Here is a 25,475-nt window from a genome sequence, read left to right as displayed (position 1 = left end):
GCTCTCCCCAACCGGCAACGTTGCCCGGCTAGTCGGCCTCCAGCGCCGTGTTGTAGCAATCGACGCGCGCGGGATCCACTTTGACCAGCTTGCCTGAGGTGCGGTCCACCCGATAAGCCCAATCGACGGCCGGCAACCGGGTGCGCCTGGATTCTCTGACAACGGCAATCACCGCCTCGTCTTCGACGTTGTCGTATCGGCAACTCCCCCAATCCAGATGATGTGCCTTGCGCAACTTCGGATACGGAATCATGTCCGTGACAATGCTGAACGGTTTGCCCTTCTCGTCACGCCCGTCCAGGATGGATGCATAGACTGCGACCTCCTTGCCGGTAGCATCCATGAGGGTGCCGACGACTCGTGGGCACGGGTCACGGGTGCCGGCCGAGATGCACGTGCCTCCGCCCTGCTTCATGCCATCCGGAAAGGGCGGCACACGCTTTCCGACCAGGTCTTCGGCGTGCGCCGAGCACGTCATCGCAAGGAAGAGTGCAAATCTCCACACCTGGTCGGCTCCAGCTTCAGTGCGCCCTGGCTCCGCATTTGCGATGACGCAATGCCGAAATCAAGCGACGCGACGCCGTTGCCCCTAGCCTGACTGCGGCCGATGCCGCTGAAACGCGGCCCTGAGCTCTGCCAGTTGATCGCCCGTCGCGCCCTGCTCCGCATCGGCCCGGTCCGTCAGTATGTCCATGTAAGCGATCGGCTGATCGAACTGGCTCGCCGTGAAATCATACCTCGTGCCGCCGATCCGATTGTAGAAATGGTCGGCGGCCGGCAGCGGTGTCTTCAACAGATCGCCGCCGAAGAGCTCGTGGATCAGCAGCGAAGTGACATTGCATTGGCCTGCCGCCGGGTTGTCGGCAGTCCACTTGCTCGCCGTCGACAGCGACCAGGCCTTGCGCAGTGCGCGTTGAACGTTATCGGGATCGAAGCTCATCGCCATGCTTGCCAAATTGGCCCCGCACCTCAATTTCTGATTATCCGATAATGCCACTGTTTTGCCCGACGCGTCAATATCGCAATTCCGGTTGAGCGAAGATAATTCTACACGCTATACTGCCGGCGTCCACGCAACGATCTGGAGCTGCTCCCGTGAATATATTTTCCGCGACGTTCAGGACACTCAAGAACGTCATGGGTGGGTTTTCGATCAGGGAGATGAACACGCTCGCCAATTACGGCTACACGAAAATGTCGTTGCGCCTGAAGCAAAACGACGCCGGCGAGTACTTCGTGGTTCTCGCCGAGCTCAGTGCCGGAAACTCGCAATTTGTATCGCTCACCACCGAGGAGTTTGGTCAATTCGCGGACGCAGTATTCGCGATGCGGGACGCTCTGCGGGAGCGGACCGGAACAGCCACCGCTTGAGCCGTTCGCGCGCAAATCGCCGCGCCCGGCCGGTCCGCGTGACGATCGCCGCGTCCGACCGATTTTCCTCGACGCGTCAAACTGTTGGCGGCATTTCGAGCGGTATCGGCCCCTCACCCGTTTCTACTGTGCATGGGGTTGTTTTCGATATTTTTGTTTTGAACGCCGCATCCGCCAAAGAAAAAGCCCGGCCTCCTCAAGAGGCCGGGCTCTGTCGTCTTGCGACGTTTCGAAAGATCAGCCGCGGGTGCGCGAGCGGATCATGAAGCTGTCATAGGTGTATTCGGCGACCTGCCACCACAGATACTCGTCGGAGCGGTAGGCCTGCATGGCGTCGATCGACTTCTTGAAGTCGGGGTTCTTGGCCGAGATCTCGCCCCACAGCTCGTTGGTCGACTTGAGGCAGGCCTCGAGCACTTCGTTGGTGAAGGGACGAAGCTGGGTGCCGCCGGCGACCAGACGCTTCAGCGCCGCCGGGTTCTGCATGTCGTAGCGCGCGGCCATCCAGCTGTTGGCGTTCGCCATCGCGTTGGTGAGGATCGCCTGGTAGTTCTTCGGCAGCGAATTCCACTTGTCCAAATTGGTGAAGGCGTGGACGGTCGGACCGCCTTCCCAGAAGCCGGGATAGTAATAGTACTTGGCGACCTTGGCGAAGCCGAGCTTCTCGTCATCGTAGGGGCCGACCCACTCGGCGGCGTCGATGGTGCCCTTCTCCAGTGCCGGATAGATGTCGCCGCCGGCGAGCTGCTGCGGCACGACGCCGACCTTCTGGAGCACCTGCCCGGCGATGCCGCCGATGCGCATCTTGAGGCCGGAGAGGTCCGCAACGGTCTTGATCTCCTTGCGGAACCAGCCGCCCATCTGGGTGCCGGTGTTGCCGCAGGGCTGACCGATCACGTTCGACTTCTTGAAGAACTCGTTGCCGAGTTGCTCGCCGCCGCCCTGGTACCACCAGGAGTTCTGCTGGCGCGCGTTGAGGCCGAACGGCACCGAGGCGTAGATCGCCCAGGTCGGGTCCTTGCCGACATAGTAGTAGGAGACGGTGTGGCACATCTCGACCGTGCCGTTCGAGGTCGCGTCGAGCGCCTGGAGGCCGGGGACGATTTCGCCTGCGGCGAACACCTGGATCTGGAATTTGTTGTCGGTCATCTCGGCGACGTATTTCGCCAGCTGCTCGCCGCCGCCATAGATGGTATCGAGCGACTTCGGGAAGCTCGACGTCAGGCGCCACTTAATCTCGGGCATGGACTGCGCGATCGCCGGCGAGGCTACCGCGGCGGTCGCCGCCGCGCCTGCTGCCGACACTTTCAGGAAATCACGACGCTTCATCTTCAGGTCTCTCCTTGTTGGGGTGTTTCCCCTAAACTTCCTCGTTGTCGCCGCTCGTTCCGGCGACGCGTTCTAAGTCGCGTCGAACCGAAGGGGCTTGACTGCCGTGGCCTTTAACACGGAAGCCCCGCTTTCGGAACGCGACAATGGCATGACGGGGCTCTACGAAAGTCGCATGCCCCCAAAAGCCGGCTCAGGCCGCGGCGATAACGCCTTTGAGCTGGTCCCGGACCTGCCCCGCAATGGCGCGATAGATCGCCGCATGAGGACCGTCCGGCTCGCTGTCGACCACCGGATTGCCGGCATCCGAGGTAGCGCGAATCGCCATGTGCAGGGGGATCTCGCCCAGGAACGGTACCCCGAGCTTCTCGGCCTCGTGGCGCGCGCCGCCATGGCCGAAAATATCCGATTTCGTGCCGCAATGCGGGCACTGGAAGTAGCTCATGTTCTCGACGATGCCGAGCACGGGGACGTTGACCTTCCTGAACATCGCAAGCCCCCGCCGTGCATCGATCAGGGACAGGTCCTGCGGGGTCGAGACGATCACGGCGCCCTTGAGCGGTACATTCTGCGCCAGCGTCAGCTGGGCATCGCCGGTGCCCGGCGGCATGTCGACCACGAGCACGTCGAGGCTCCCCCATGCGACGTCGCGCAGCATCTGCGTCACCGCCGACATCACCATCGGACCTCGCCAGATCATCGCGGTCTCTTCCTCCACCAGGAAGCCGATCGACATGATGGCGAGGCCAAAACGCCTGAGCGGAATCATCTTGCGCTCGCCGTCCAGCTCCGGCTTCTCGTGCAGGCCCGTCAACCGCGGCACCGAGGGGCCGTAGATGTCGGCATCGAGCAGCCCGACCTTGAGGCCGAGGTCGCGCAGGCCCAGTGACAGGTTGAGCGCGGTGGTCGACTTGCCGACGCCGCCCTTGCCCGAGGCGACCGCGATCACGGCGGCGACGCCCGGAATCTCGGACTGCCGCGCCATCGGCGATTGGCCGCCCTGCGGCGGCTTGTGGGCATGGACCGGCTGCACGCCCGGCGTGCCGCGGCTCGGCGTTGGCGGCGGAGGTGGTGCGGCACCCGGCTTGCGCTCGGCGGTCAGCGCCAGCATCACGGTGGTGACGCCGGGAATGGCGCGCACCGCGGCCTCGGCCTCGGCCCGGACGGATTCCCAGGCCCGCGCCTCGGCGGCATCGACGTTGATCGAGAAGAACACCTTGCCGTCGGCCGCGCTGATCGCGCTCAGCACATTGGCATTGGTGAGCGCGACCCCGCGGGGCGACTTGATCCTGGCGAGGCTGTCGAGAACCTGTTGCTGCGTCACGCTCAAAGCGCATCTCCTGAACAGAGCATGATCCGGAAAAGTGTGGAGCGGCTTTCCGATCAGATCATGCTCAAGGCTTGAGGATGCCCCATTAGAGCGGAAACGGCCAAAAGGCTACTGCCTGCCGATATCGTCAGCCATCTCCGCCGGGGCAGCCCCCTGCTCCGCAGCGGCCTCGTAATTGAGCTCGATCATGACCCCGTTGGGGTCGTGGACGAAGATCTGCCAGAGGTCGCCGCCGGGCACCTGGCGGGAGTCGAATTTCATGCCCTTGGACGTCAACCGCTGCTTCATGCCGTCGAAACCGCGGCTGACGAAGGCGACGTGATGGACAACGCCGGAATCCGGCTTTTGTGGCTCCGAGGTCGGGGAAATATCGACGAGGTGCACCACCGCCTTGCCCTCGCTGTACATCCAGGCCCCCGGGAAGGCGAAATCGGGCCGGGCGCCCTTTTCCAGGCCCAGCACGTCCTCATAGAAGCGGACCGTCTCGGCCAGATTCCGGGTCCGGATGTTAAAATGATCGAGGACACCAACGCTCACGCCGCCCATGCTTTCGCTCCCTTTTTTTATGTAGGACCTTAAGTCCCGCCATCCTAGCACAGGCGGCTGCCAAACGAAGCCGTTGCCCTCTGGCCTCAAGGGTTTATGGTGCGCCCCTAATCCGCCCTCATAGCGGAACCAGGCGCCCCCTCGCCCGGCAAAAACCGTAAAACCCAAACTACGGACAAGGTACCACACATGGCTAAAGTCGCTTTCCTCGGTCTCGGCGTGATGGGCTTCCCCATGGCCGGACACCTCGTGAAAAAAGGGGGCCATGAGGTCACCGTCTACAACCGCACCGCGGCCAAGGCGAAGGAATGGGCGGACAAGTTCGGCGGCAAAACCGCGGCGACCCCGAAGGCCGCGGCCGAGGGCCAGGATTTCGTGATGTGCTGCGTCGGCAACGACAATGATCTGCGCGCGGTCACGATCGGCCCCGACGGCGCATTCGCCGGCATGAAGAAGGGCGCGACCTTCGTCGACCACACCACCGCCTCCGCCGAGGTCGCACGCGAGCTCGACGCGGCCGCCACCAAGGCCGGGTTCAAGTTCATCGATGCGCCCGTCTCGGGCGGCCAGGCCGGCGCCGAGAACGGCGTGCTGACGGTGATGTGCGGCGGCGCGCAGGACGCCTATTCCGGCGCCGAGCCGGTCATCACGGGCGCCTATGCGCGGATGTGCAAGCTGCTCGGGCCCGCCGGCTCCGGCCAGTTGACCAAGATGGTCAACCAGATCTGCATCGCGGGCCTGGTCCAGGGCCTCTCCGAGGGTATCCACTTCGCCAAGAAGAGTGGCCTCGACGTCGCCGCCGTGATCGAGACCATCTCCAAGGGCGCCGCGCAGTCCTGGCAGATGGAGAACCGCTACAAGACCATGAACGAGGACAAGTACGATTTCGGCTTCGCGGTCGAATGGATGCGCAAGGATCTCTCGATCTCGCTGGCCGAAGCCCGCCGCAACGGTGCCAACCTGCCGGTCACCGCGCTGGTCGACCAGTTCTACGCCGAGGTCGAGAAGATGGGCGGCAAACGCTGGGATACGTCGAGCCTGCTCGCGCGCCTTAACCGCTGACACCTGTCGAACTGATCCCGCCTTGCTGATCGCGATCGCCGTCATCTTCGTTCTCGCCTATGCGGCGATCGCGCTCGAACACCCGCTCCGGATCAACAAGAGTGCCACGGCGCTGATCGGCGCCGGGCTGCTCTGGGCGATCTACGCGGCCACGATCGGCGACCACGCCATGGTCGGCCGGCAGATCGACGAATCCGTCGCTTCCACCGCCCAGATCGTGTTCTTCCTGATCGGCGCGATGACCATCGTCGAGGTGATCGACGCTCACGACGGTTTCGAAGTCATCACCTCCCGCATCAGCACGACGAGCCAGGTCCGCCTGATGTGGCTGATCGGCTTCGTGACCTTCTTCCTCAGCGCGATCCTGGATAATCTGACCACCACCATCGTGATGGTCTCGCTGATCCAGCGGCTGATCGCCCGGCGCGACGACCGCCTGCTGTTCGCCTCCCTGATCGTCATCGCCGCCAATGCCGGCGGCGCCTGGACCGTGATCGGCGACGTCACCACGACCATGCTGTGGATCGGCGGGCAGATCACGCCGCTGAAGATCATGGGCTCGGTGTTCCTGCCCTCGCTGGTCAATCTGCTCGTGCCGCTCGCCTTCATCAGCCTTCTGGTGAAAGGCAAGTCCATCGCGCCGCCGTCCAAGGACGACGGAGTTCAGCTTGTCGGGTCGTACGAGCGCAATCTGATGTTCTATCTCGGGCTCGGCGTATTGATCGCCGTGCCCGCCTTCAAGGCGGTCACGCATCTGCCGCCCTTCATGGGCGTGCTGCTGGGGCTCGGCATCGTCTGGCTGGTCGGCGAGGTCGTTCACCGCGACAAGGACGAGCATGTTCGCCGTCCGCTGACGCTCGCGCATGCGCTGACGCGGATCGACATGGGCTCGATCGTGTTCTTCCTCGGCATTCTGCTGGCGGTCGCCTGCCTCGAACATGCGGGTCTCCTGTCGATGCTGGCGCGCTGGCTGGAGGCGACGATTGGCCGCCAGGACGTCATCGTCGTCGTGCTCGGCCTGCTCAGCGCCGTCATCGACAACGTGCCGCTGGTGGCGGCGACCATGGGCATGTACGACCTCGGCCACTACCCGCCCGACAGCTTCCTCTGGGAATTCATCGCCTATTGCGCCGGCACCGGCGGCTCGATCCTGATCATCGGCTCGGCCGCGGGCGTCGCCGCCATGGGGCTCGAGCGGATCGAGTTCCTCTGGTACGCCCGCCGCATCGCCATCCCCGCGCTCGCGGGCTATCTGGCGGGCGCCGTGGTCTACGTCGCCCAGCATGCGGCGCTGCACTGACCGGCACTACGCGCGTTCAACGCGCGCATTCAAAATTAACGCCGGGTTAACGTAATTCTTTAGCTCCTTAAGTCACCTCTTAAGGATTTCTTGCCAGAGATAGACAATGCAGAAGGCCCGCCTTTGCGTGGGCAGGAATGTTGTTGTTCGATGAGTAAACCCGCTGAAAAGCCAGAGGTCGTGCAGCTTCCGGCCGAGCCGGTGAGCGCGCCATCGGCGAGCAGCCGCCGGGCTGCGTCGCAGCGGGTACGCGAGGCGCGCGACAAGTTAACGTCGACCAGCGGAACCCGGCCGGCTTTCGACGCCGAGATGCTGCGCCAATATGCCCAGACGCGGCTGTCGGCCTCCTATGTCGTGATGCTGCTGGTGGTCGCCACCGGCGTGCTGTTCGGGCTGTGGATGCAGCCGATTCCGGCCGCGGCCTGGACCGCCGGCATGCTCTGCATCCATGCCGCGATGATCCGCAGCTGCCACCGTTTCCTGGCTGAGGCCTCCTCGCCCGCGGCGACGCGTGCCTGGCGGACGCACTTCGTCGTGCTCGACCTGCTCTATGGCCTGTGCTGGATGGCGATCCTGATCCATCCCGTGCTCGACATGGTCACGGAAACGCTGATGATGTTCCTGATGCTGCTGGTGATCGCAGTGTCGAGCATGCTGGCCGCCAATCTGCCGATCGCCGCCCTTGCCGCCACGGCGCCGGTCGCGGTCGCGATGGCGCTGAGCTTTGCAATCACCGGCGCGCTCGACAATTACATCCTGGCGGCGCTCGCGCTCGCGGCCGAAGGCTATTTCGTGCTGCTGGCGCATCGCCTGCACTCCTCGACCTTCGCCACGCTCGAGGCACGCGCCGAGAAGGACGCGCTGATCGGCGAGCTCGAACAGGCCAAGGCGATCTCGGACGAAGCGCGCCACCGCGCCGAATCCGCCAACGTCGCAAAATCGCGCTTCCTCGCGCAGATGAGTCACGAGCTGCGCACGCCGCTGAACGCGATCCTCGGCTTCTCCGAGGTGATGAAGAGCGAGATTTTTGGCGCACACGCGGTGCCGGTCTACAAAGAATATTCCGCCGACATCCATAATTCCGGCGTGCACCTGCTCAACCTCATCAACGAGATCCTCGATCTGTCGCGGATCGAGGCTGGCCGCTACGAGCTCAACGAGGAAGCGGTGTCGCTGGTCGGCATCGTCGCCGACTGCCATCATTTGATGAAGCTGCGCGCCTCGAGCCGCGGCATCACCATCCATGAGGTGTTCGAGCAGGCCATGCCGCGGCTCTGGGCCGACGAGCGGGCGATCCGCCAGGTCGTGCTCAACCTGCTCTCCAACTCGATCAAGTTCACCCCGCAAGGCGGCGAGATCTGGCTCAAGGCCGGCTGGACCGCTTCGGGCGGGCAATATCTCTCGGTGAAGGATTCCGGCTCCGGCATCCCCGAGGACGAGATCCCGATCGTGCTCGCCTCGTTCGGCCAGGGCTCCAACTCGATCAAGTCGGCCGAACAGGGCGCAGGGCTCGGCCTGCCCATCGCCAAGAACCTGATCGACCTGCATGGCGGCACATTCACGCTGAAATCGAAGCTGCGCATCGGTACCGAGGTGATCGTCACCTTCCCGCCGGAGCGCGTGATGAGTGCGCTGGCGCCGATGTCGGACGATTCTCCGCCGCTCCAGCCGGACAGTTCCGCGGTGCCCGACGAGAAGCGGCGGCCGCGCCACAAGCCGATCATGAGCGCAGGTACGGGCTCTTAACGAGATGCTTGCAGACATGCCCGACGATCCCCCACTATGGCCGCATGAGCAAAGAAACGCCGTGCGTCGCCGTCTGCATGATCGATCCCGAGACCAGGCTGTGCTTCGGCTGCGGCCGGACCTTGCCGGAGATCGCGCGCTGGCACGCCATGGAAAGCGCGGAACGGCTCGCGGTGATGGCGCTGTTGCCGGCACGCATGGCGGACGCGGGTCTGCAGCCGATCGCGGGATCGCCGAAACGCGCCTGACCGTCCTGCGTCGCCTCGGAGGCGCGCAATGATCCGCTTCCTGCTCGTTCTCGTCATGCTCGCCGGCACGGCCGGTGCCGTCGTCGCCTATGGCGATCCCGACCGGATCGCGCGCGCGAGCAACAAGGTCTCGCACATGTTTCGCGCGCAGATCGCCTCCCCGGCCCCCGCCGTGCAGATCCAGCGCGGCCAGGGCGGCGAATTCGCACTGCGTGCGAAGATCAACGGCGTCGCCGCACCGATGGTGATCGATACCGGCGCGACCTCCGTGGTGCTGACCTGGGAAACTGCGAAAGCGATCGGACTGCCGCTCGAGATGCTCGAATACGACGTCGATCTCGAAACCGCGGGCGGCCACACCAAGGCAGCCCGCCTTACGCTCGACCGTCTCTCCGTCGGCCACCTTGTCGAAAAATCGGTGCCGGCCCTCGTCGTGCAGCGCGGGCAGATGAAGACCAATCTGCTCGGCATGAGCTTTCTCGACCGCCTGGAGAGCTGGGGCGTGCGCGCCGACAAGCTGATGCTCACAGGCTACCCGGAATTGCCGGACCGCCGCGCGCTCCGATAATGCGCTTCGCTGCGCGCCCTATGCGCACGTTCAGGGCCCAATCGGCCGGGACTGCCTGAGCCGCACAACGCGATCGGCGCTTGTCAGATTGCCCTTGGCCGCTCTGGCGCCAGTCAAACTGACGGAGCCGCTCCATCCAGGCAGCCCCGCTTGATCCAGTCCGCGATCTCATCGATATCGGCATCGGCAAAGAAAGAATTCGCGTTGAGCGGCATCCGGCCGAACCGCGCATTCGGGTCGTTTGCATCGAAATCCGGCGTGTCGCCCCGTAGGGCGTGAATCATGATCGAGTTGTCGGGATCGCCAACGACGACGACACGCTGCCCCTTGACCTTGCCGTCGGTGACGAACGTGGTGTGGGTCATCTCGCGCCACCAGCGGCCGTGGCCGGACAGGTCCGGGTCTGCGCCCACCTTGGTGCAACAGGCGTCCATGAAGTTCTGGAAATCTGCATAGGTCGTGATTTTGCCTGCCATGTCCGATCTCCAACTGCTTCGTCACTTCAATTCGGAACCAAACATCACTGACGTTGAAGCACGCGGGCCAACGCCTGCACCATCGGGTCATTGTCGAGGGCGGTCCTCGCCGGCGACGCAGCCTGATTGGTTTTTCGTGATGCCGTCTTGGCGCTGGCCCCTGTCGATAAGGGCGCTGCAATCCGCCGGAAGGCCGCGGATGCCAGCATTTGCTGCGCTGGGTCGTGTGCATCGAGTGCCATGAACGCGACGAAGTCCCGGCCGAGCTGATTTGACACGGCCTGATGGCATTCCATGCAGCTGGAGCCGTTCCGCTGCTGGTAGGTTTCCATCGTCGTGTTCGCCAGGGTCGAACCAACTCCCAGCGGGAACGGTCCTCCTGCGTTGGTCGGACTTGGTGTCCCCGGCGCGCTTGGCCATTGCGTCATGATCAGCATGTAGTTGGCCCAGACCGTTCCCTTGATCTCGGGGAGATTCCAATACGCCCGGTTCATCTGCATCGTATCGGGCTGGATCGGTTGCAGTCGAACGACCTGCATCGGATCCGGGTTATCGCTTGGAGGATTGTCGTCGGAAATCATCTTGGGGGCCGGCGTCGGCGCGAGCCCCGGAGGCGGAGATCCGGAGTTGAACGAGTAAGGAACCTGCGCCGCCTTGGCGTCCGGCTCATCATTTTTGGGGGGAACGTTATCGATATGCTCGAACGAGCTCCAGATCCATTGCGGCCGGAGCTTCGTCTTGATCACGATATGGAGGCCGACGAGCGCGATGTCCCGCTCGTTGCAGACGATGCTTCCGCCGCGCGTCGTCGCGACCGGATCAAACACCATGGCTTTGGCGATGTAATAGCGGCTGCGGTCGATCCCATCGTTTGGCTTGAGCACCCGCCAAGCAGCTTTCAGTTCAATTGAACCATCCCGGAACGCCCCGGGTTTCGCTGAAGTGGGCAGGTTCTGCTTGATGTACCATTTGTTGTTGTCGTCGACGATTGAATCGAACTGCTCGCGGTTAAAGCGAACCTCGTAGCGGGTGTACATCCGGCTCTGGTCAATCAGCGGATTGGCAAGGCGGGCCAGCGTGAAGGCGGCCTGATTGAAATCCGCGAAATGACTGAATGCGCTGAGCGTCTTGGTCTGGTTGGTGACCGCGCCACCGCAGGGGTTCGTGCCGTCGTAGCTGGTCCATGATGCCGGTTTCGGCGCGCCCGGCGCAAAGACCTCGTAGCGCGCCTTGTAGGTCTCCCAGACGCGGGGGCCCGCGTCGCCCAGCTTCTTGGTCCGATCGGGCTGCCCGCGGTTTGAGGCGCCATCCAGAGCCGGCCAGTTCAACGCGACGAAGGCGCGCCAGCTGAAATTGTCAAACCGCGGAAACGGATTGCCAGGCGCGTCCGGGACATCATCAATGCGGTCTGGCAGCACCTGCGGCGTGACATCCTGCGCCGACGCATTGCGCGGACCAAAAAATATCGAGACGCTCACCAGGATCACTACGGCCATGAAGATTGGCATCGCTGGTCCCTCATCAAATCGACCCGCACGACGGGTCCGAGTCCAACGTCTCCGACGCGAAAACAACCGCGAACGTCACCGCATGAAATGCTGCGAGAGCCGAAGGATCGTCGAACGAGTAAATAACAGAGCAATAAACAATCTTAGATTGTGGCACGCATCTTGTCTAACACTTTATTGTCGCAACCCTCGCGATCCACCCATCATTGCGGCGTCGGGTATTGTCGCCTCGTCATCATGACGGACAGCGGCCGATCTGACGCCTCGTAAGGCCACCTTTGCGACAGCGCGCTACGCAACATCGGCGCGGCTGCCAGCCAACCGCCTAACCCCGGACCCCGCGAACAATCCATCGATGTGGCATTTCCTCTATTTACAAACCATCTAGTCGGTTTATAAAAATCCCATTCCCGGATCGGGGTTGGACAAGGCTGCTCCGTGAGGTGCGGCCAAGTGGGAGATTGAGAGCCATGACTGCCAGAGCCGCCTTACGCCGCACGATGCGCGCCCTGCCCTTTGCCGCGGTGTTCGCCGCGAGCGGCGCCTGCGCTGCCGACCTGTCGCCGCGCTATGCCGCGCCCTCCTCGGCCTACACGGCGCCGCAGCCGGTGTATTCGTGGACAGGTCTCTATGCGGGCTTCAACGCCGGCTACGCAGAGAGCGGCGACGACGCATTCAATAATCTCGTCGGCATCTCCGGCGGCAAGGTCAAGGGCGCCGTCGGCGGCGTGCAGATTGGCTACAGCTACCAGCTCTCGCCGATGTTCGTGGTCGGCATCGAGAATGACTTCGAAGGCGGCGACATCAAGAATCGCGACGCGCTCAACAGCGCCGCGGTGAGCATCCCCTGGTACATGACCGGCCGCGCCCGCGCCGGCATCGCGACGATGGATTCACGGCTGCTGTTCTTCGGGACCGCGGGTCTTGCCACCGGCGAGTTGAAGGACGGGCCGATCAACAAGATGAAGATGGGCTGGACCGCGGGCGGCGGCGTCGAATGGGCGTTCCTGCCGAAATGGTCGGCCAAGGCCGAATATCTCTACACCGAGTTCAAGCACGACGATCTGCCGGACTGGAACGCCGCCAAATTTCACACCTTTCGCGTCGGCGTGAACTATCATTTCGATCTGCTCCGCTGAGGCGGATCGACGAGGAGCCGGATTTTGCGATCCGGCTCTTCACCCGTTTGGGCTAGGCCGCGGCTTCCGCCGGAGCGCGCGCACCGACACGCGCGATCGCATCGCGCAGCACGTCGACGCCGGCGCCCGGCTTCACCCCCTGCTCGGCAAGATGGCGGCGGAAGGCGCGCGCGCCGGGCACGGCGTGGAACGCCCCGACGAAATGCCGCGTGATCGCATGCAGCCGCGTGCCCCGCGCAAGCTGCTGCTCGATATAGGGCATCATCGCTTCGAGCGCGTCCTGCATCGTCGCATGCGGCGCCGCTTCGCCGAAGATGTCTTGATCGACGGAGAGCAGCCGCCATGGCTCCTGATAGGCGGCGCGGCCGAGCATCACGCCGTCGACGTGCGCGAGATGCACTTTCGCCTCGTCGACACCGGGGATGCCGCCGTTGATGATGATGGGCACATCAGGCATCGCGCGCTTGAGGCGGTAGACGCGGTCATAGTCGAGCGGCGGGATGTCGCGGTTCTCCTTCGGCGACAGCCCGTTGAGCCAGGCCTTGCGGGCATGCACGATCAGCGCATCGCATCCTGAGGCGACCACTCCGCGCGCAAGCGTATCGAGCGCGATCTCCGGATCCTGATCGTCGATGCCGATGCGGCATTTGACGGTGACGGGAATGGAAACCGCGACCTTCATCGCGTCGACACATCGCGCCACAAGCTCCGGCTCCGCCATGAGGCAGGCGCCAAAGCGGCCATCCTTCACACGATCCGACGGGCAGCCGACATTGAGGTTGATCTCGTCATAGCCGAACTCCTCGCCGATCCGCGCGGCCTGTGCGAGTTCGCGCGGATCCGACCCGCCAAGCTGAAGCGCCACCTTGTGCTCGACCGCGTCGAACCCAAGCAGCCGCTCCCGGTCGCCATGAATGATGGCGCCGGTCGTCAGCATCTCCGTATAGAGCAGCGCCCGCCGCGTCAGATGGCGATGGAACACCCGGCAATGCCGATCGGTCCAATCCATCATGGGTGCCACGGAAAAGCGATAGTCTTGTGATTCCAACGATTTACCCTACACTCTCAATGGGATGAAAGAAGAACGTGTGCACTCCAAACTAGCCGAAATTGCACACGTTTGTACCCGTTTTGACCTCTCGGTGCACACATAGTGCACACGAAAGCCGGAGTGCACACGCGTGGCGACCTTCACTCAATTGGCATCTGGAAACTGGCGCGTCCAAGTCCGCCGCAAGACCCGTTATGTGGCCGAGACGTTCCGGCGACGCAAGGACGGAGAAGAATGGGCGCTCGAGATGGAGCGCAATATCGACCGCAACGGATCGTCCAAGCCACGCGTGGTCCGGAACATTCGCACTTTTGGCGACCTGATCGACCTGCACGACGAAGACATGCGCGAAGTTGGAAAGCCCCCTCGCCGATCAAAAGCTGCCGTGATGGCGGCGCTCAAGACTGAGCTCGGCAGTGTGAAGCTACCCGGCCTCAATCGAGAGCGGCTAATCGAGTTCGGAAGAAAGCGTGCCAAGCAGGGTGCTGGCCCCGCAACGTTGGCGATCGATTTGTCTTTCATCCGCACAATCATAACGCATGCCGCCGCCGTGCACGGCATCGAGGTTTCAGCCGAGGAAGCCCGCCTTGCGCGCGTCGCGTTAAGCCACCTCAATTTGATCGGAAAGAGCAAGGAGCGTGACCGACGGCCCACGCAAGACGAGCTCGACGAGCTAATTGAATACTTTGAGACGAACCCTCGGCAGTTCATCCCGATGGGGCGGATCGTCAGATTTGCCGTTGCAACGACGTTGCGCCAGGAAGAGATCTGCAAACCCGAGTGGCCGCTGGTTGATATGAAAAAGCGGCTGGTGATCATTCAGGACAGAAAGGACCCCAGGAATAAGGATGGGAATGACCAGAAAGTGCCTTTGCTCAACCTAACGGGCTACGATGCATGGGAGGTCGTGCTCCAGCAGCGAATTGTGACTCGAGGCTATGGGCGAGTCTTTCCTCATAACCATAGATCTGTAAGTGCGGCATTCACGCGGGCGTGCGATGAACTCAAGATCGAAGATCTGCATTTCCACGATCTACGTCACGAAGGAACGAGCCGTCTGTTCGAAGCGGGACTTTCAATCGAAAAGGTGGCACTGGTCACTGGCCACAAAGACTGGCGGCAGCTCCAGCGCTATACCAATCTTAAAGTTGAAGATCTTCTCAAGCTGCAGTACGCCCAGCAGCCATCAATGGAAGATTTTATCAAGATGTTGGCGTAGGCATCTCTCTAATCGATCTGATGGCATCCAAAGATACTCAGATTGGAAGTCTCCGAATTTCTGTCGCGCATTCAACAGGCATTCCGACAATTTACAGCCTTTTTGCTTGTTGAGATCGCTACAGAATTTGCGCTTGTCGGAATGAGGTTCGAGTTGGCTGTCGACTGGCAGTAAGATACTCGGACTGCCCCCTGGCTCGACAGCCATCTCAGCTTCGAGTTCAGAAGTGAGCACTCGACCTGGTCGACGCTCGATCGATTTGACGCCTCGCAGTGGAGCCCATCAAGGATGGGCATCGCGCTCAACGTGGGCGTTGCGAACATGAGCTTCCTGCAGGGCAAGGGTGACACCAAATCGCTGGACCAGGTTGTCAGCTTGGCCGACGACCGAGTTGAAGTGGCCAACGATTCCGCCTGCCGCTTGCGCGTTAGGCTGGTGCGGAATATGGGGAAGCTGCTGGGTCGGCGGGGTAGTCGTAGCAGGCGGATGTGACATCGAACGGCCCTTTGTCGTTTGTGGGACCGTCTCTGTTTCTTTGAGTACCCCGAGACAAGGCGACTTAAAGTAACGAGAGAACGGGCGCATCCAGCTCGGATGCTGTTCACAGACCCAGCTCGGGTCCGGTTTTTCCGTTCGTCGTTGCTTCAAGTCGCGTCCGGCGCTGGAAACCGCCGGAGGTTATCCATTACATCCGTCGATGGGCCGAAGTGCCGTCGATGCGCTTGCCGGAGGGGTATGTCGGCCCCTTCAGCTTCTCCTCGCCAATGAGCCGATCTCGCTGCTGGCAGAGGTCGTCCACCTTGGCCTGCATCCGGGATAGGAGCGCTTCGGCCGAAGCTGTCGATATCCCGGCCAGCTGGAGGGTCAGGATTTCCTTCTGCTGCCGGCTGATTTTCCGGCGCATATAGCTGATTTCGTTACGGATTCCGTCAAGTCCCATGGCCGTACCCTCTAACGTGCCATAGAACAAAAGTGAAACAAAGGAGTCAGGCCGGGTATAACTGCGGTGACTGTCTTCCATCGCCGGTTGTGCGGTGTATCCTTTGGCAATCTCCCGGATTTGCGATGCCCTACACAATTGCCGATGCATTCGCGCGTCTGCGCTCGAACCTCGAAATAACGGACCTACAAACGTCCGTGGTCTCCACGCGCCATCAGAACGTCCGACAGACAGTCGCCAACAGCCTTAAGGTTGTTGATGACTTCCTGACCGGCTCCTACGCCAGGTCCACGATGATCTCGCCGCTGAGCGAAGCTGACATTGACGTGTTCGTCTGCCTCGACCCTTCGTACTTTCACCGCTTCAACAACGCGAACGGAGGGCCGGCGGGGCTACTCAATCTCGCTCGGCAGACGATCAGGCAAATACCTCCGTGGGCCTGGAAAGAAGCGCAGATTCGAATTGCGAAGGGCGAAGCCACCTATGCGGTGGACAAAGCAAAACCCGCGGCTCCGGCACCGGCCCCAATTGGACCCCAGCCGCAGGCTTAGTCGAAAAGCTTTCGAGCAGCCGTTTGCGCTCCAGCGCGTTCCCTCCCGCCGCGAGCTTCACGTCAGCGGTGAAGTGGCGAAGCTCGTCACCATCCCTAGCCCCGCGCGACCACCACTTGGCTGCTTTCTGGACAGCCCACAGTGGATAGTCTCTGACCGCATCGGCCCAGACCTTGAGCGTTAGAGCCAAATGCTCCTCACTGCTCCGCATACGAAACGGAAGTTCAAGCATAGCAATCCTGACGGCCTCACCGGTCCGAAGATAATCTCCACCTTCGGGTTCTTCACCGTCGCCATCTCCGCCAGCAAGAGAATGCTGGAGAGCTGGGCTTCCCTAACCGACGGGCGGCTCCTCGGCATTGGTTATCGGGCTGACGGAGTGGATTCCATCTTGGCAAGCGTTGAACTTCCCGTTGAAGTACTCGAACAGGAAATCGCAGGCGGCCTGGAGCTGGTCACGACGATTCGTCCTTCCGGCGAAATAGTGTCTCAAATCTTCGGGTCATCAGGATTGGCTTTGGAGGGGCTTCGTTCGATTGTTTCAATCGAATGTCTGGTTTCACAGACGGTCGACAGTGAGAGCCTTCGTCTAGAGGAACTACCGACAAGCGAACTGAGTGGGCTTTTGAGATCGCTGGAGGCGTCCATCGAACAAGTAAGGACTGCACTCGCTCAGAGGATATAGCTCCCCATCAGTAGCAGCCCGGTCAATCACTATATGACGACTTTGTACCATTGACCTTCTTCCTTTCTTTCTTGAAGGCGACATCGCCATCGAGAAATGCCTCGAGCATAAACGGTATTAGCTCAGCTACTTCTTCCTTGTTGCCGTAGGTCTCTGCATAGAAAACAGCATACTCGCGCAACCGTTGCGCCAGGCCGGGCGTAAGCACGACATTCATCTTCACCGGTGTCCGATCAGGCAGCTTCGCAAGCTTCATCCTTTACGTACCCTTCGCCGTGGTCTGAACGTCCAGGTACGGCTTCAGCACCAGATCCTTCGAAACAATAACCCGCAATGGCCATCCCGGCCGCACCGTGATCGTCGGCTGCACGTCGAGCTCGCGTTCCACAAGGCGCTGCCCCGCACGATTGGTCGTTTGCTGCGTGCTTTCCCGCAGGGCCTTCACGAGATCACTCTCGTCGTTTCCGATCGATAGCTGTGTCCCCACCCCGATTAGGGTCGCTAGAGCGACGCCTTTGAGCAATTGCCAGGTGTGGAAGTCCACCTCGTCCTCGAGGCCGGCGTAACCCGCGACATCTGTGGCAGGAAGGTTCTCGATCACAATCGAGTTGCCGTTCGGCAAGATAAGTCTCGTCCAGACGACCAGCGCCCGCTTCTGGCCAAAAGCGACGACGCTGTCGTATTTTCCCATGATCCGCGTCCCTTGCGGGATCAAGAGATGCTCGCCCGTCACGGTGTCGTAGACGTTCTCGGTGACCTGGCCGATGGTGGTCCCTGGCAAGTCGGAATTCAGCCCCGTGACGAGGCTCGCCGGAATAATCGACCCCGCCATGACGGCGTAGGTGGATGGCGCAGGCTTGAGCGGATGGGGATTGGTGGTCTCCGTGTCAGCCTTCGCGCCCACGAAGGCCAGCTTTCGCGCCTGCGACGAGGGAATGATTTCGCTGGAGCGATCGACCATCGCCTGTGCCGTCTTTGCGAGTTCCGCAGCGGATGGTCCTGTATCAGGGGCTGATGGACGGAACGCGGACGGAGAGCTAGCGGGCACTTCGGTCGCGCTTGCCTGCTTGCGCTTGTCCCGCTTCTCCGACAGCCGGAAGAACAACCCCGACTCCTTTGCCTGCTGAGCGATCCGCGTCTGTCGGATCCGCTCGGCCCGCTCGGCGTCTTCCTCCGGGTTGGTCCGGAAGCCCGTGTCCGATGCCACGCCGGCCTTCTTCTCGTTTTCGGCAAAGGCGCGGCCAATGTCTCCAGGCGACGGCGGTCCAAGCCGCGGCGTTGATGGCGGCAGCTCCTCATAGGACTTTGGCAGCTTGCTCAGGCCCTCGGCGGTCTGCTTGCGATCGGTGTTGTAAAGTTCTGACCGCTCCGACTGCTTGAAGGAGTGCGGTCGGAGCGCAATGAGTATCGCCCCGCCAACAAACAGCGCCGCGGCGGCGCAGCCGATCATAAGGGCGCGCCTGTTGAGGCGCCGAACGGGCCGCGGCCGCGCCCGCAGTTCCAGCGGCTCCGGATCCTGATCCAATCCCGTCGTCATGAGGCACTCCCGGTGGTGAAGACCTGCGACACCGGTCGCGCGTCGATACGGATGATCCGGACAATGCGCTGAGGGCTTTCACCCAAGCGAAGCTCGGCGGCACCGAACATCCGATCGACAATGTAGTAGGAGCCACGGACCCGGTAGTTGACGAGGTTCGGCCGCCCATCGGCGCCGGCAACGAACAAAGGCGGCGCCTCTCCTTGCGATAGGCCAGACGGCATCTGGATGTAGACCTTGCGACCATCGTCGAAGGCCCGCAGCGGCCGCCACGGCGGATCGTCTCCTTCAATGCGATAACGGAAATTCAGACTGTCGAGCCGCACCCCGCGATCGGCGATCCGTTCCTCGCCCTCCTGGGCAGCGACGTTCTGCTTGTGGAGGGCAACGAGGGTGTCGGTCGGATAGGTCCATGAGATAGACGCCATATAGGTCTGCTTGGTCGAGACGAGCTCGAGGTGATAGGCCCGCCGGTCAGTAAGCACCACGAGGTTGGTCTGAATATCGGGCAACGTCGGCTTGACCAGGATGTGCACCCGCCGGGAGTTGCCCTGCCCGCTCGAGGTATCACCGACCACCCAGCGAACCGTATCGCCGGTGGAGACGTCGATCAGTTCCTCGCCCGGTTGGAGCGCGATGGTCGAGACCTTCTCCGGGCTTGCATAAAGTCGGTAAAGAGCGCCTTCCGTCCAGGGGTAGACCTGAATGGCGTTGATATATCCGGCGCGCGTCGGCTCCATCCGTGCCGCCTTGTTCGCCTTGGCGATCGCTTGTTCCGGCGGCAGCTTTTCTTCCTTGGCGGCCTTCGTTGGGAAGGGCTTTAGCTGGCCCGGCAAAGGCAGGACCTTGGGTGTTTCGACGATCTGCACTGGCGCTGGCGGATCGGCGTCTGGAAGCGCCTTCTCAAAGGTCGTCTCATCATAGGGCGCTTCGAGGTTGAGCTTGGTGGCGCATCCGGCAAGCGCAAAGGACAAGGCAAGGACGCTGGCCGACGCGAGCTTGGTGAGGACAGTAGAGTTCATTTGGCGTCTCCAATGAGGTCGCGCGACCAGTTGAGGGAATGGACGTAGAGGCCGAGAGGGTTCTTCCGCAGCGTTTCGGCATCTGCGGGCGGCTTGAGAACGGTGGTGACGAGACCAGTGAAGCGCTCGGTTTTTGCGATTGCGCCGTTCTCGTAGGTGTTCTCTTTCCAGCGGATCTCGAAGCTGTCGCCGGACGCGCGGACCACAGATGTGACTTCGGCGGTCACGGTCTTGGAGCCGATCTTTGTGAACGGATCGGCTTCGCGCGCGTAGTCGTTCAAGGCTTGCGCGCCGCGGTCGGTGACGAAGTCGTAGGCACGCAGCCAGTTCGCCCGGACGATGACCGGATCGATCGACAGCGAGCGGACATTCTCGATGAACCGCGCGAGAAAATGCGCGATCTGCGCGTCTGACGGCTGGTAGGCTTCGAGCGCCGGCCCAACTGCTCGGACTTCGCCGAGCCGATCGACCTCGACCACAAAGGGAACGACCCCCGAGCGAGCGATCTGGGTACAGATCGTCAATCCAAGGACGCTGGACAGGCCGATGGCCGCCAGCGCTGCCAGCCGCCAGTTGCTGGCCTGTACACGGGCGGACCCTAGCCGCTCGTCCCAGACCTGGGCTGCCTTCTGATAGGGTGTAACCGGCTCTGGCGTCTCGCCATAGCGAACGGACACGCGCTGAAAGGGGTGACCTGCCATATCTTACTCCTCCCCCAGCTTCGGGCCCGACGAATGCCCACCTTTGTCACCCTCTTTCAGGGTGTGAGCAGCGACCTGCGCCGCTTCCCTTGCGTGTCCCCGTCCTGACGCCGCCGAACGCCCCGCACCTGGAGCAGACGCTCCACTCGTTGCGCCGCCAGTGCTCGCGCTCGAGAGCTGATCCACGGTTGCGGCCCGAGCTGAAGTGCCCGCAGCCGAAGACGCCCCGGTGAGCGATGCTGCCGAGCGAACCGCAGCCATTGAACCGCCCGCCGCAACGCGTAAGCCCCCCGCGGCCGCCGCTCCGCCGCCGATCGCGATAGCCGCCGCGCCCGCTACCGTTCCCGCGGCCGCTCCGGCTCCTAGCTGGGGCGCACCCGAGACCAATCCTGCTGCAATCCCTGGTCCGAAGATGCCAAGGCCAAACAGCGAAAGAGCCGCCAGCAACAAGCTCATTGCCGACACGATATCGACCGGACTCGTCAACGTGCTCGCGAGCTGACCGAAGATGGTCGAACCGATGCCGATGATGATCGCGAGAACCATCACCTTCACTCCCGAGGCGACCACGTTGCCGAGCGTCTTTTCCGCAAGGAATGCAGTCTTTCCCCATAGGGCAAACGGCACGAGAATGAAGCTTGCAAGCGTCGTCAGCTTGAACTCGATCAGCGTGACGAAGAGCTGGATCGAGAGCACAAAGAACGCGAGCACGATCAGGATCCAGCAAAACAACAGGATCAGGATCGTCGGCAGGTTGGTCAGGACATCAAAGCCCGAGAATTGGCCGGTCTCCTCCAGAAGAGGATGAGCCGCCGTAAACCCGGCCGACGCTACAAAGCCTGGCCGCGCCAGGTCAGCGGCGCTTAAGCTCCCGCCAGACGCCTTCAGACCGATGCTGGAGAACGACGCGAAGACGATATCGGCGAGGCTTTTGAAGTTACCGATAATGAACGCGAAAGCGCCGACATAAAGCACCTTCTTGGCAAGCGTGACCATGATGTGGTCGTCCGCGCGGATGCTCCAGGCAAGTCCGGCGAGCGTCAGGTCGATGCCGATTAACGTCGAACTCAAGAATGAGACGTCGCCGGACAGAAGACCAAATCCAGAGTCGATGTAGCGCGAGAACGTCTCGGTAAAGCGGTCAATGACGGAGAGATCAGCCATGGCGCCCTCACCTACTTGCCTGCGGTGTAGGCATGGCCATCGCCGATGAAGCGGGTAAACCGCTCCTTCGCCGCGGCCGATGAGGCCTGCTGTTCGGCAGCACGCAACGTGTCCGCACGCGCTTGGGTCGCCAGAAGTACCTGGGTCTGCAGCGACTGCTTGATCTGGAGGCCGAGCAGTTCGTTGCCGGACTGTTGAGCCTGCAGCGAGCCGACCGCAGCCGACGAATTGGCCATCAGGGTTCGAAGCGTCTGGCCGTCCTGATCCAGGCTACTGACAATGGCAGATTGAATTGTGAGCGACTGCTTCAGCCCATCGTAGCTATTGTCCCAACGTGATGTCGCGTCCAGAACCATCCTGTCGGACGAAACGGCTGCTGCATATTGGCGGGGATACAGGCGTTCAAAATCCTGCTGGGTTTTCTGAACATCGAATGAGATGTTCTTCGCTTGACCAATCAGGCTGTTCATCTGAGTGATCGTCGATGTGAGCTGGCCAACCACGCTTGTGGGCAGGCTCGTTAGATGCTTGGCCTGATTGAGCAGTGATTGAGCCTGGTTTTCGAGGCTCCTGACCTGATTGTTGATCTGCTCAAGCGCACGCGCAGCGGTCAGAAGGTTCTGGCTGTAGTTCGTAGGATCGAAGACGATATCGAACGCCCCGAGCCGTCGGGACCCGTTCACGGCGATGACAAACGATAGTATTGTTGTTATGACAACTCTTGAGGTTGTACCCAAGAACGTGCGGCCGATACTTTCGATCATGGAGGACTCCAGCGATTGAGTTGGGGGTCAGGCTTTCTGGGCCTGTTCGAAGGTGCTGATCAGGTTCGCTGCCCAGTGCAGGTTTCGTTCGGCGAGATAACGCTTGGCAAAGTGATGGGGGCCGGAGCGAGACAGGACTGCATCGATGGTCCGTTGATCGTCAGGCGAGGACGCCGCGACGAGCGCGAGCGCAACTGGTCCGAGGCCAAGCTCAAACAGACGGTTTCCGGCGCGGGACTGCAGATAATAGTCGCGCTTGGGGAATGCTTCCGCGATCAGGCGAACTTGAGTGTCGTTCAAGCCGAACCGGCGATAGGTCTCGGTCTGGGTCGGCTCCAGCGCTCGGGGGTTCGGGAGGAAGATCCGGCTTGGACAGGATTCGATGATCGCAGGAGCAATCTGGCTGTCGGCGATATCTGCGAGTGACTGGGTCGCGAAAATGACAGCCACGTTCTTCTTGCGCAATGTCTTCAGCCATTCACGAATGCGGCTCGCGAACAGCGGATCGTCCAGAAACACCCAGGCCTCGTCCAGCACCAGCAAGGTGGGCCGGCCGTCGAAGCGCTCTTCGAGGGTGTGGAAGAGATAGGTCAGAACCGGCGCCACCAAGCCTGGCAACGCCATCAGTTCTTCCATCTCGAAGGTGAGCACGTCCGCACCGGAAAGACGGTCGGCGTCTGCGTCCAGGAAACGTCCGTATGGTCCTTCCAGTGTGTAGGGTTGCAACGCCTGCCGCAGCGCATCACGGGCAAGCAGCGCAACGAGCCCGGTCATCGTCCGCTGCGAGACCGGTGCAGAGCCGAGGCTTCTGAGCGCCGACCAGAGCGTCTCCTTGACCTCAGGCGTTACGGTCACGCGCTCATGGGCGAGCACGCCGCAGAGCCAGTCGAGCGCCCAGAGTCTCGCACCCTCCTCCGCGACATCCTTGAGCGGCTGAAAGGCGATGCCGCCCTTGGCGCCCAGCTCATACCAGGCCCCCGACAACGCTAGAGTGGTGGCCCTCGCCGATCGGCCCTTGTCAAACGTGATCAGCTGCGCGTTCGGATAGCGCCGGAATTGAAGAGCGAGCATCGAGAGCAGGACCGATTTGCCCGCTCCTGTCGGACCGACAATGATGGTGTGCCCGACGTCGCCGGCGTGGAGCGACAACCGGAACGGGGTCGCGCCCTTGGTCTTGGCGATCAGAAGCGGCGGGCCATCAAGGTGCTCGCACCGCTCCGGTCCAGCCCATACTGCCGACAATGGACACATGTGGGCGAGGTTCAGCGTATGAACGATTGGTTGGCGGACGTTGGCATAGGCTTGACCCGGCAGGCCGCCGAGCCAGGCTTCCACGGCATTGACGCTCTCGCGGATGGCCGTAAAGCCCCGGCTGTTGATCACCCGCTCGACCGCGCGGATCTTCTCGTCTGCTTGATGCGAGTCCTCGTCGCTTACGGTGACGGTCGTCGTGATGTAGCCGAAGGCAACGAGATCGTCGCCAAGCTCGGAGAGTGCCGCGTCGGCGTCGAGCGCCTTGTTGCTGGCGTCGGTGTCGAGCAGGGCCGCCTGCTCGTTGAACATGACCTCTTTGAGGATCGCCGCAAGCGACTTCCGCTTGGCAAACCACTGCCGCCGGTATCGCGACAGCGTCGCGTTTGCCTGGGCACGATCCAGCGGAATGAACCGGGTCGCCCAGCGGTAGGCGACGCCAAGCCGGTTCAGCTCGTCAAGCAGACCAGGAAAGGTAACGTGCGGAAACCCAAGCACGGTCAACGCACGCAGATGGCTTCGCCCGATTGCCGGCGACAGTCCACCGGTCAGCGGCTCATCGCTCAGGAAGCAATCGAGATAGGCCGGAATCTTGGGAACGCTGACCGGATGGCGCTTGGTCGAGACGCAGCTATGAAGATAGGTGAGCGTCTCCTCATCGTTGAGGGGCCAGATTTCGGGCAAGACCGACGAGAGCAGATCGATTGCGCGATCGGTTTCCTGGACGAATCTTTGAAGATGATCGCGATAGCCTTTCTCGTTGCTGTCAAATCTCTGCTGGTCGTCAATCTCGCCGTCATGGATGCCGCCTTGCGCAGGACTTTCGATCGATTGGTCGCGACGAAAGCGCTTCCCCTTTCCCCCAACGCTATGCCTCTCCTTGGGGCGCTCGAGAAATAGACCTTCGAGGCGCGAGACCCTTTCGGCAGGCGGCAGGTACATCAAGGTTAGATGCAGCACGCTCTCGAAATGCTGCCCACCGGGGCGAGACGGATCCTCCCATGCCACCCCAGCGGCGCCTGAGAACGCGGCCCGCCGCTCTTCATCCACCAGCCAGGACACTGGATCTGGAAATTCCGACCTCGGATACTCGGAGGCCGGGATACGCGTGGCATCGAAGAAGAGAGCCCAGCCTGAGCCAAAACGCTTCAGAACGTTATTGACGCGGGATACGACGCTCATCAGCTCAGCCTCGGTCGCACTGTCGAGGTCCGGTCCGCGGTAACGTATCGTCCGTTGGAAGCTGCCATCCTTGTTCAGGATGACGCCTGGAGCGACCAGGCATGCCCATGGCAACCAATCCGCCAGCCGATGGGCATCGCTGCGGAATTCTCTCAAGTTCAGCATGCGAGCCGGCCTTTGTGCTTGGTGTGACGGATGGCGACTTCGACGAAGGCCGGGTCGCGTTTGGCGAGCCAAACGGCCGCACTGTGGCCGATGACCCAGAGCACGAGGCCTGCGAGCCAAAGGCGCAGGCCGAGTGCCAGCACGGCCGAGAGGGTCCCGATCAGGATGGCAGCGGCACGCGGGGCGCCGCCGATCAGGATGGGTTCGGTCAACGAGCGGTGGAGCACGAGTTCAAAACCATCGGGGCGCATCAGATCAGTGCTCCGCCACCGAACGAGAAGAACGAAAGGAAGAAGGAGCTCGCGGCGAAGGCGATCGAGAGACCAAATACGACCTGGACCATCTTGCGGAATCCGCCGGAGGTGTCGCCGAAGGCCAGCGATATGCCAGTCACCGTGATGATGATGACGGCGACGATCTTGGCGACGGGCCCCTGCACGGATTCTAGGACTCGCTCGAGCGGTGCTTCCCATGGCATGCCTGAACCGGCGGCGTGTGCCGCCGTGACGCTGAGGAGGACGCAGGCCGAGGCCACCCCTAATTCGACCAGAGGCAATCCGCTGACCGAACAGAAGCCGCGAAGGCGCGAACGCACGTTGAGAGGCAGTCGAATGGACATA

The 25,475-nt window shown here is 62.1% G+C and carries 29 protein-coding genes; 11 read left to right on the top strand and 18 right to left on the bottom strand.

Annotated features, from left to right (window positions below; genetic code table 11):
- Positions 1-28 precede the first annotated feature (28 nt).
- Together AB7008_RS21485 and AB7008_RS21480 are read right to left on the bottom strand one after the other, a co-directional pair.
- A complete protein-coding gene (locus tag AB7008_RS21485) occupies positions 29-415 on the bottom strand; it encodes a hypothetical protein (protein WP_441259494.1) in 387 nt (128 codons plus the stop codon).
- Positions 416-589: 174 nt separating this feature from the next.
- The gene (locus AB7008_RS21480; RefSeq protein ID WP_304493781.1) at positions 590-940 is read right to left on the bottom strand and encodes a YunG family protein; all 351 of its coding nucleotides are present in this window, start codon (positions 938-940) and stop codon (positions 590-592) included.
- 221 nt (positions 941-1,161) lie between these two features.
- Here AB7008_RS21480 and AB7008_RS21475 point away from each other — a divergent pair, with 221 nt between their 5' ends.
- Entirely contained in the window at positions 1,162-1,371 is a 210-nt protein-coding gene (locus tag AB7008_RS21475) for a hypothetical protein (RefSeq protein WP_152621261.1), read from the top strand.
- 237 nt (positions 1,372-1,608) lie between these two features.
- Here the strand turns inward: AB7008_RS21475 and AB7008_RS21470 are convergent, their stop codons facing one another.
- The 3 genes from AB7008_RS21470 to AB7008_RS21460 all read right to left on the bottom strand — a co-directional run bounded on the left by AB7008_RS21470 (position 1,609) and on the right by AB7008_RS21460 (position 4,576).
- Entirely contained in the window at positions 1,609-2,700 is a 1,092-nt protein-coding gene (locus tag AB7008_RS21470) for a TRAP transporter substrate-binding protein (protein ID WP_014496209.1), read from the bottom strand.
- Between the two features lie 193 nt (positions 2,701-2,893).
- Positions 2,894-4,030 carry an Mrp/NBP35 family ATP-binding protein gene (locus AB7008_RS21465; RefSeq protein WP_441259493.1) on the bottom strand — a complete coding sequence of 379 codons (1,137 nt, stop codon included), beginning with the start codon at positions 4,028-4,030 and terminating at the stop codon, positions 2,894-2,896.
- 108 nt (positions 4,031-4,138) lie between these two features.
- On the bottom strand, positions 4,139-4,576 hold the full coding sequence (locus AB7008_RS21460) for a VOC family protein (RefSeq protein ID WP_028159844.1): 438 nt from the start codon (positions 4,574-4,576) through the stop codon (positions 4,139-4,141).
- 189 nt (positions 4,577-4,765) lie between these two features.
- Between AB7008_RS21460 and AB7008_RS21455 the strand changes: the two genes are divergently transcribed.
- From AB7008_RS21455 to AB7008_RS21435, 5 genes are all read left to right on the top strand, one after another.
- Positions 4,766-5,638, top strand: a complete 873-nt coding sequence (locus AB7008_RS21455) for an NAD(P)-dependent oxidoreductase (RefSeq protein ID WP_028159845.1) — start codon at positions 4,766-4,768, stop codon at positions 5,636-5,638.
- A gap of 22 nt (positions 5,639-5,660) precedes the next feature.
- Positions 5,661-6,938: a sodium:proton antiporter NhaD gene (nhaD, locus tag AB7008_RS21450; protein ID WP_248882615.1), complete on the top strand. Its 1,278-nt coding sequence runs from the start codon at positions 5,661-5,663 to the stop codon at positions 6,936-6,938.
- A 150-nt stretch (positions 6,939-7,088) separates the two neighbouring features.
- The gene (locus AB7008_RS21445) at positions 7,089-8,684 is read left to right on the top strand and encodes a sensor histidine kinase (RefSeq protein WP_028159846.1); all 1,596 of its coding nucleotides are present in this window, start codon (positions 7,089-7,091) and stop codon (positions 8,682-8,684) included.
- 44 nt (positions 8,685-8,728) lie between these two features.
- Complete coding sequence (locus AB7008_RS21440) at positions 8,729-8,932, top strand: DUF1289 domain-containing protein (RefSeq protein ID WP_304493779.1); 204 nt, start codon at positions 8,729-8,731, stop codon at positions 8,930-8,932.
- 28 nt (positions 8,933-8,960) lie between these two features.
- The gene (locus tag AB7008_RS21435; protein ID WP_014496216.1) at positions 8,961-9,500 is read left to right on the top strand and encodes a TIGR02281 family clan AA aspartic protease; all 540 of its coding nucleotides are present in this window, start codon (positions 8,961-8,963) and stop codon (positions 9,498-9,500) included.
- A 113-nt stretch (positions 9,501-9,613) separates the two neighbouring features.
- Here the strand turns inward: AB7008_RS21435 and AB7008_RS21430 are convergent, their stop codons facing one another.
- Both AB7008_RS21430 and AB7008_RS21425 read right to left on the bottom strand, forming a co-directional pair.
- Positions 9,614-9,976, bottom strand: a complete 363-nt coding sequence (locus tag AB7008_RS21430) for a hypothetical protein (RefSeq protein ID WP_014496217.1) — start codon at positions 9,974-9,976, stop codon at positions 9,614-9,616.
- Positions 9,977-10,020: 44 nt separating this feature from the next.
- On the bottom strand, positions 10,021-11,484 hold the full coding sequence (locus AB7008_RS21425; protein ID WP_304494634.1) for a hypothetical protein: 1,464 nt from the start codon (positions 11,482-11,484) through the stop codon (positions 10,021-10,023).
- A gap of 470 nt (positions 11,485-11,954) precedes the next feature.
- Between AB7008_RS21425 and AB7008_RS21420 the strand changes: the two genes are divergently transcribed.
- Entirely contained in the window at positions 11,955-12,623 is a 669-nt protein-coding gene (locus AB7008_RS21420) for an outer membrane protein (RefSeq protein WP_441259492.1), read from the top strand.
- A 52-nt stretch (positions 12,624-12,675) separates the two neighbouring features.
- On the opposite strand, the gene dusA is transcribed toward AB7008_RS21420, so the two are convergent.
- Positions 12,676-13,671, bottom strand: coding sequence for a tRNA dihydrouridine(20/20a) synthase DusA (gene dusA / locus AB7008_RS21415; protein ID WP_441259491.1), 996 nt, complete (start codon positions 13,669-13,671; stop codon positions 12,676-12,678).
- Positions 13,672-13,804: 133 nt separating this feature from the next.
- On the opposite strand from dusA, the gene AB7008_RS21410 reads away from it, so the two are divergent.
- On the top strand, positions 13,805-14,893 hold the full coding sequence (locus tag AB7008_RS21410; RefSeq protein WP_441259490.1) for a site-specific integrase: 1,089 nt from the start codon (positions 13,805-13,807) through the stop codon (positions 14,891-14,893).
- Positions 14,894-15,181: 288 nt separating this feature from the next.
- Complete coding sequence (locus AB7008_RS21405) at positions 15,182-15,385, top strand: hypothetical protein (protein ID WP_441259489.1); 204 nt, start codon at positions 15,182-15,184, stop codon at positions 15,383-15,385.
- A 193-nt stretch (positions 15,386-15,578) separates the two neighbouring features.
- Here the strand turns inward: AB7008_RS21405 and AB7008_RS21400 are convergent, their stop codons facing one another.
- Positions 15,579-15,914, bottom strand: coding sequence for a hypothetical protein (locus tag AB7008_RS21400; RefSeq protein ID WP_441259488.1), 336 nt, complete (start codon positions 15,912-15,914; stop codon positions 15,579-15,581).
- Positions 15,915-15,958: 44 nt separating this feature from the next.
- Here AB7008_RS21400 and AB7008_RS21395 point away from each other — a divergent pair, with 44 nt between their 5' ends.
- Positions 15,959-16,384 carry an SMODS domain-containing nucleotidyltransferase gene (locus AB7008_RS21395; RefSeq protein WP_441259487.1) on the top strand — a complete coding sequence of 142 codons (426 nt, stop codon included), beginning with the start codon at positions 15,959-15,961 and terminating at the stop codon, positions 16,382-16,384.
- 190 nt (positions 16,385-16,574) lie between these two features.
- Complete coding sequence (locus AB7008_RS21390) at positions 16,575-17,069, top strand: hypothetical protein (protein ID WP_441259486.1); 495 nt, start codon at positions 16,575-16,577, stop codon at positions 17,067-17,069.
- 22 nt (positions 17,070-17,091) lie between these two features.
- Here AB7008_RS21390 and AB7008_RS21385 read toward each other — a convergent pair whose 3' ends face one another.
- From AB7008_RS21385 to AB7008_RS21345, 9 genes are read right to left on the bottom strand one after another with little or no spacing between them, the layout of a single operon-like run.
- A complete protein-coding gene (locus tag AB7008_RS21385; RefSeq protein WP_441259485.1) occupies positions 17,092-17,325 on the bottom strand; it encodes a DUF2274 domain-containing protein in 234 nt (77 codons plus the stop codon).
- Between the two features lie 3 nt (positions 17,326-17,328).
- On the bottom strand, positions 17,329-18,606 hold the full coding sequence (locus tag AB7008_RS21380; protein ID WP_441259484.1) for a TrbI/VirB10 family protein: 1,278 nt from the start codon (positions 18,604-18,606) through the stop codon (positions 17,329-17,331).
- The gene (gene trbG / locus AB7008_RS21375) at positions 18,603-19,628 is read right to left on the bottom strand and encodes a P-type conjugative transfer protein TrbG (RefSeq protein ID WP_441259483.1); all 1,026 of its coding nucleotides are present in this window, start codon (positions 19,626-19,628) and stop codon (positions 18,603-18,605) included. The genes AB7008_RS21380 and trbG overlap by 4 nt, the downstream gene beginning before the upstream one ends.
- Positions 19,625-20,329, bottom strand: coding sequence for a conjugal transfer protein TrbF (gene trbF, locus AB7008_RS21370; protein ID WP_441259482.1), 705 nt, complete (start codon positions 20,327-20,329; stop codon positions 19,625-19,627). The genes trbG and trbF overlap by 4 nt, the downstream gene beginning before the upstream one ends.
- A 3-nt stretch (positions 20,330-20,332) precedes the next feature.
- The gene (trbL, locus tag AB7008_RS21365; RefSeq protein WP_441259481.1) at positions 20,333-21,493 is read right to left on the bottom strand and encodes a P-type conjugative transfer protein TrbL; all 1,161 of its coding nucleotides are present in this window, start codon (positions 21,491-21,493) and stop codon (positions 20,333-20,335) included.
- Between the two features lie 11 nt (positions 21,494-21,504).
- Entirely contained in the window at positions 21,505-22,257 is a 753-nt protein-coding gene (gene trbJ, locus AB7008_RS21360) for a P-type conjugative transfer protein TrbJ (RefSeq protein WP_441259480.1), read from the bottom strand.
- 27 nt (positions 22,258-22,284) lie between these two features.
- Complete coding sequence (trbE, locus tag AB7008_RS21355) at positions 22,285-24,855, bottom strand: conjugal transfer protein TrbE (RefSeq protein ID WP_441259479.1); 2,571 nt, start codon at positions 24,853-24,855, stop codon at positions 22,285-22,287.
- On the bottom strand, positions 24,849-25,106 hold the full coding sequence (locus AB7008_RS21350; RefSeq protein ID WP_171711385.1) for a VirB3 family type IV secretion system protein: 258 nt from the start codon (positions 25,104-25,106) through the stop codon (positions 24,849-24,851). Before AB7008_RS21350 ends, trbE begins: the two co-directional genes overlap by 7 nt.
- Entirely contained in the window at positions 25,106-25,474 is a 369-nt protein-coding gene (locus AB7008_RS21345; RefSeq protein ID WP_441259478.1) for a TrbC/VirB2 family protein, read from the bottom strand. Before AB7008_RS21345 ends, AB7008_RS21350 begins: the two co-directional genes overlap by 1 nt.
- Between the last annotated feature and the right edge of the window lies 1 nt (position 25,475).

The organism is Bradyrhizobium sp. 521_C7_N1_3 (assembly GCF_052075975.1).
Taxonomy (GTDB): Bacteria; Pseudomonadota; Alphaproteobacteria; order Rhizobiales; family Xanthobacteraceae; genus Bradyrhizobium; species Bradyrhizobium japonicum.
Note: the sequence above shows the minus strand (reverse complement) of the source record. Positions and strands in the feature narration are given on the sequence as shown.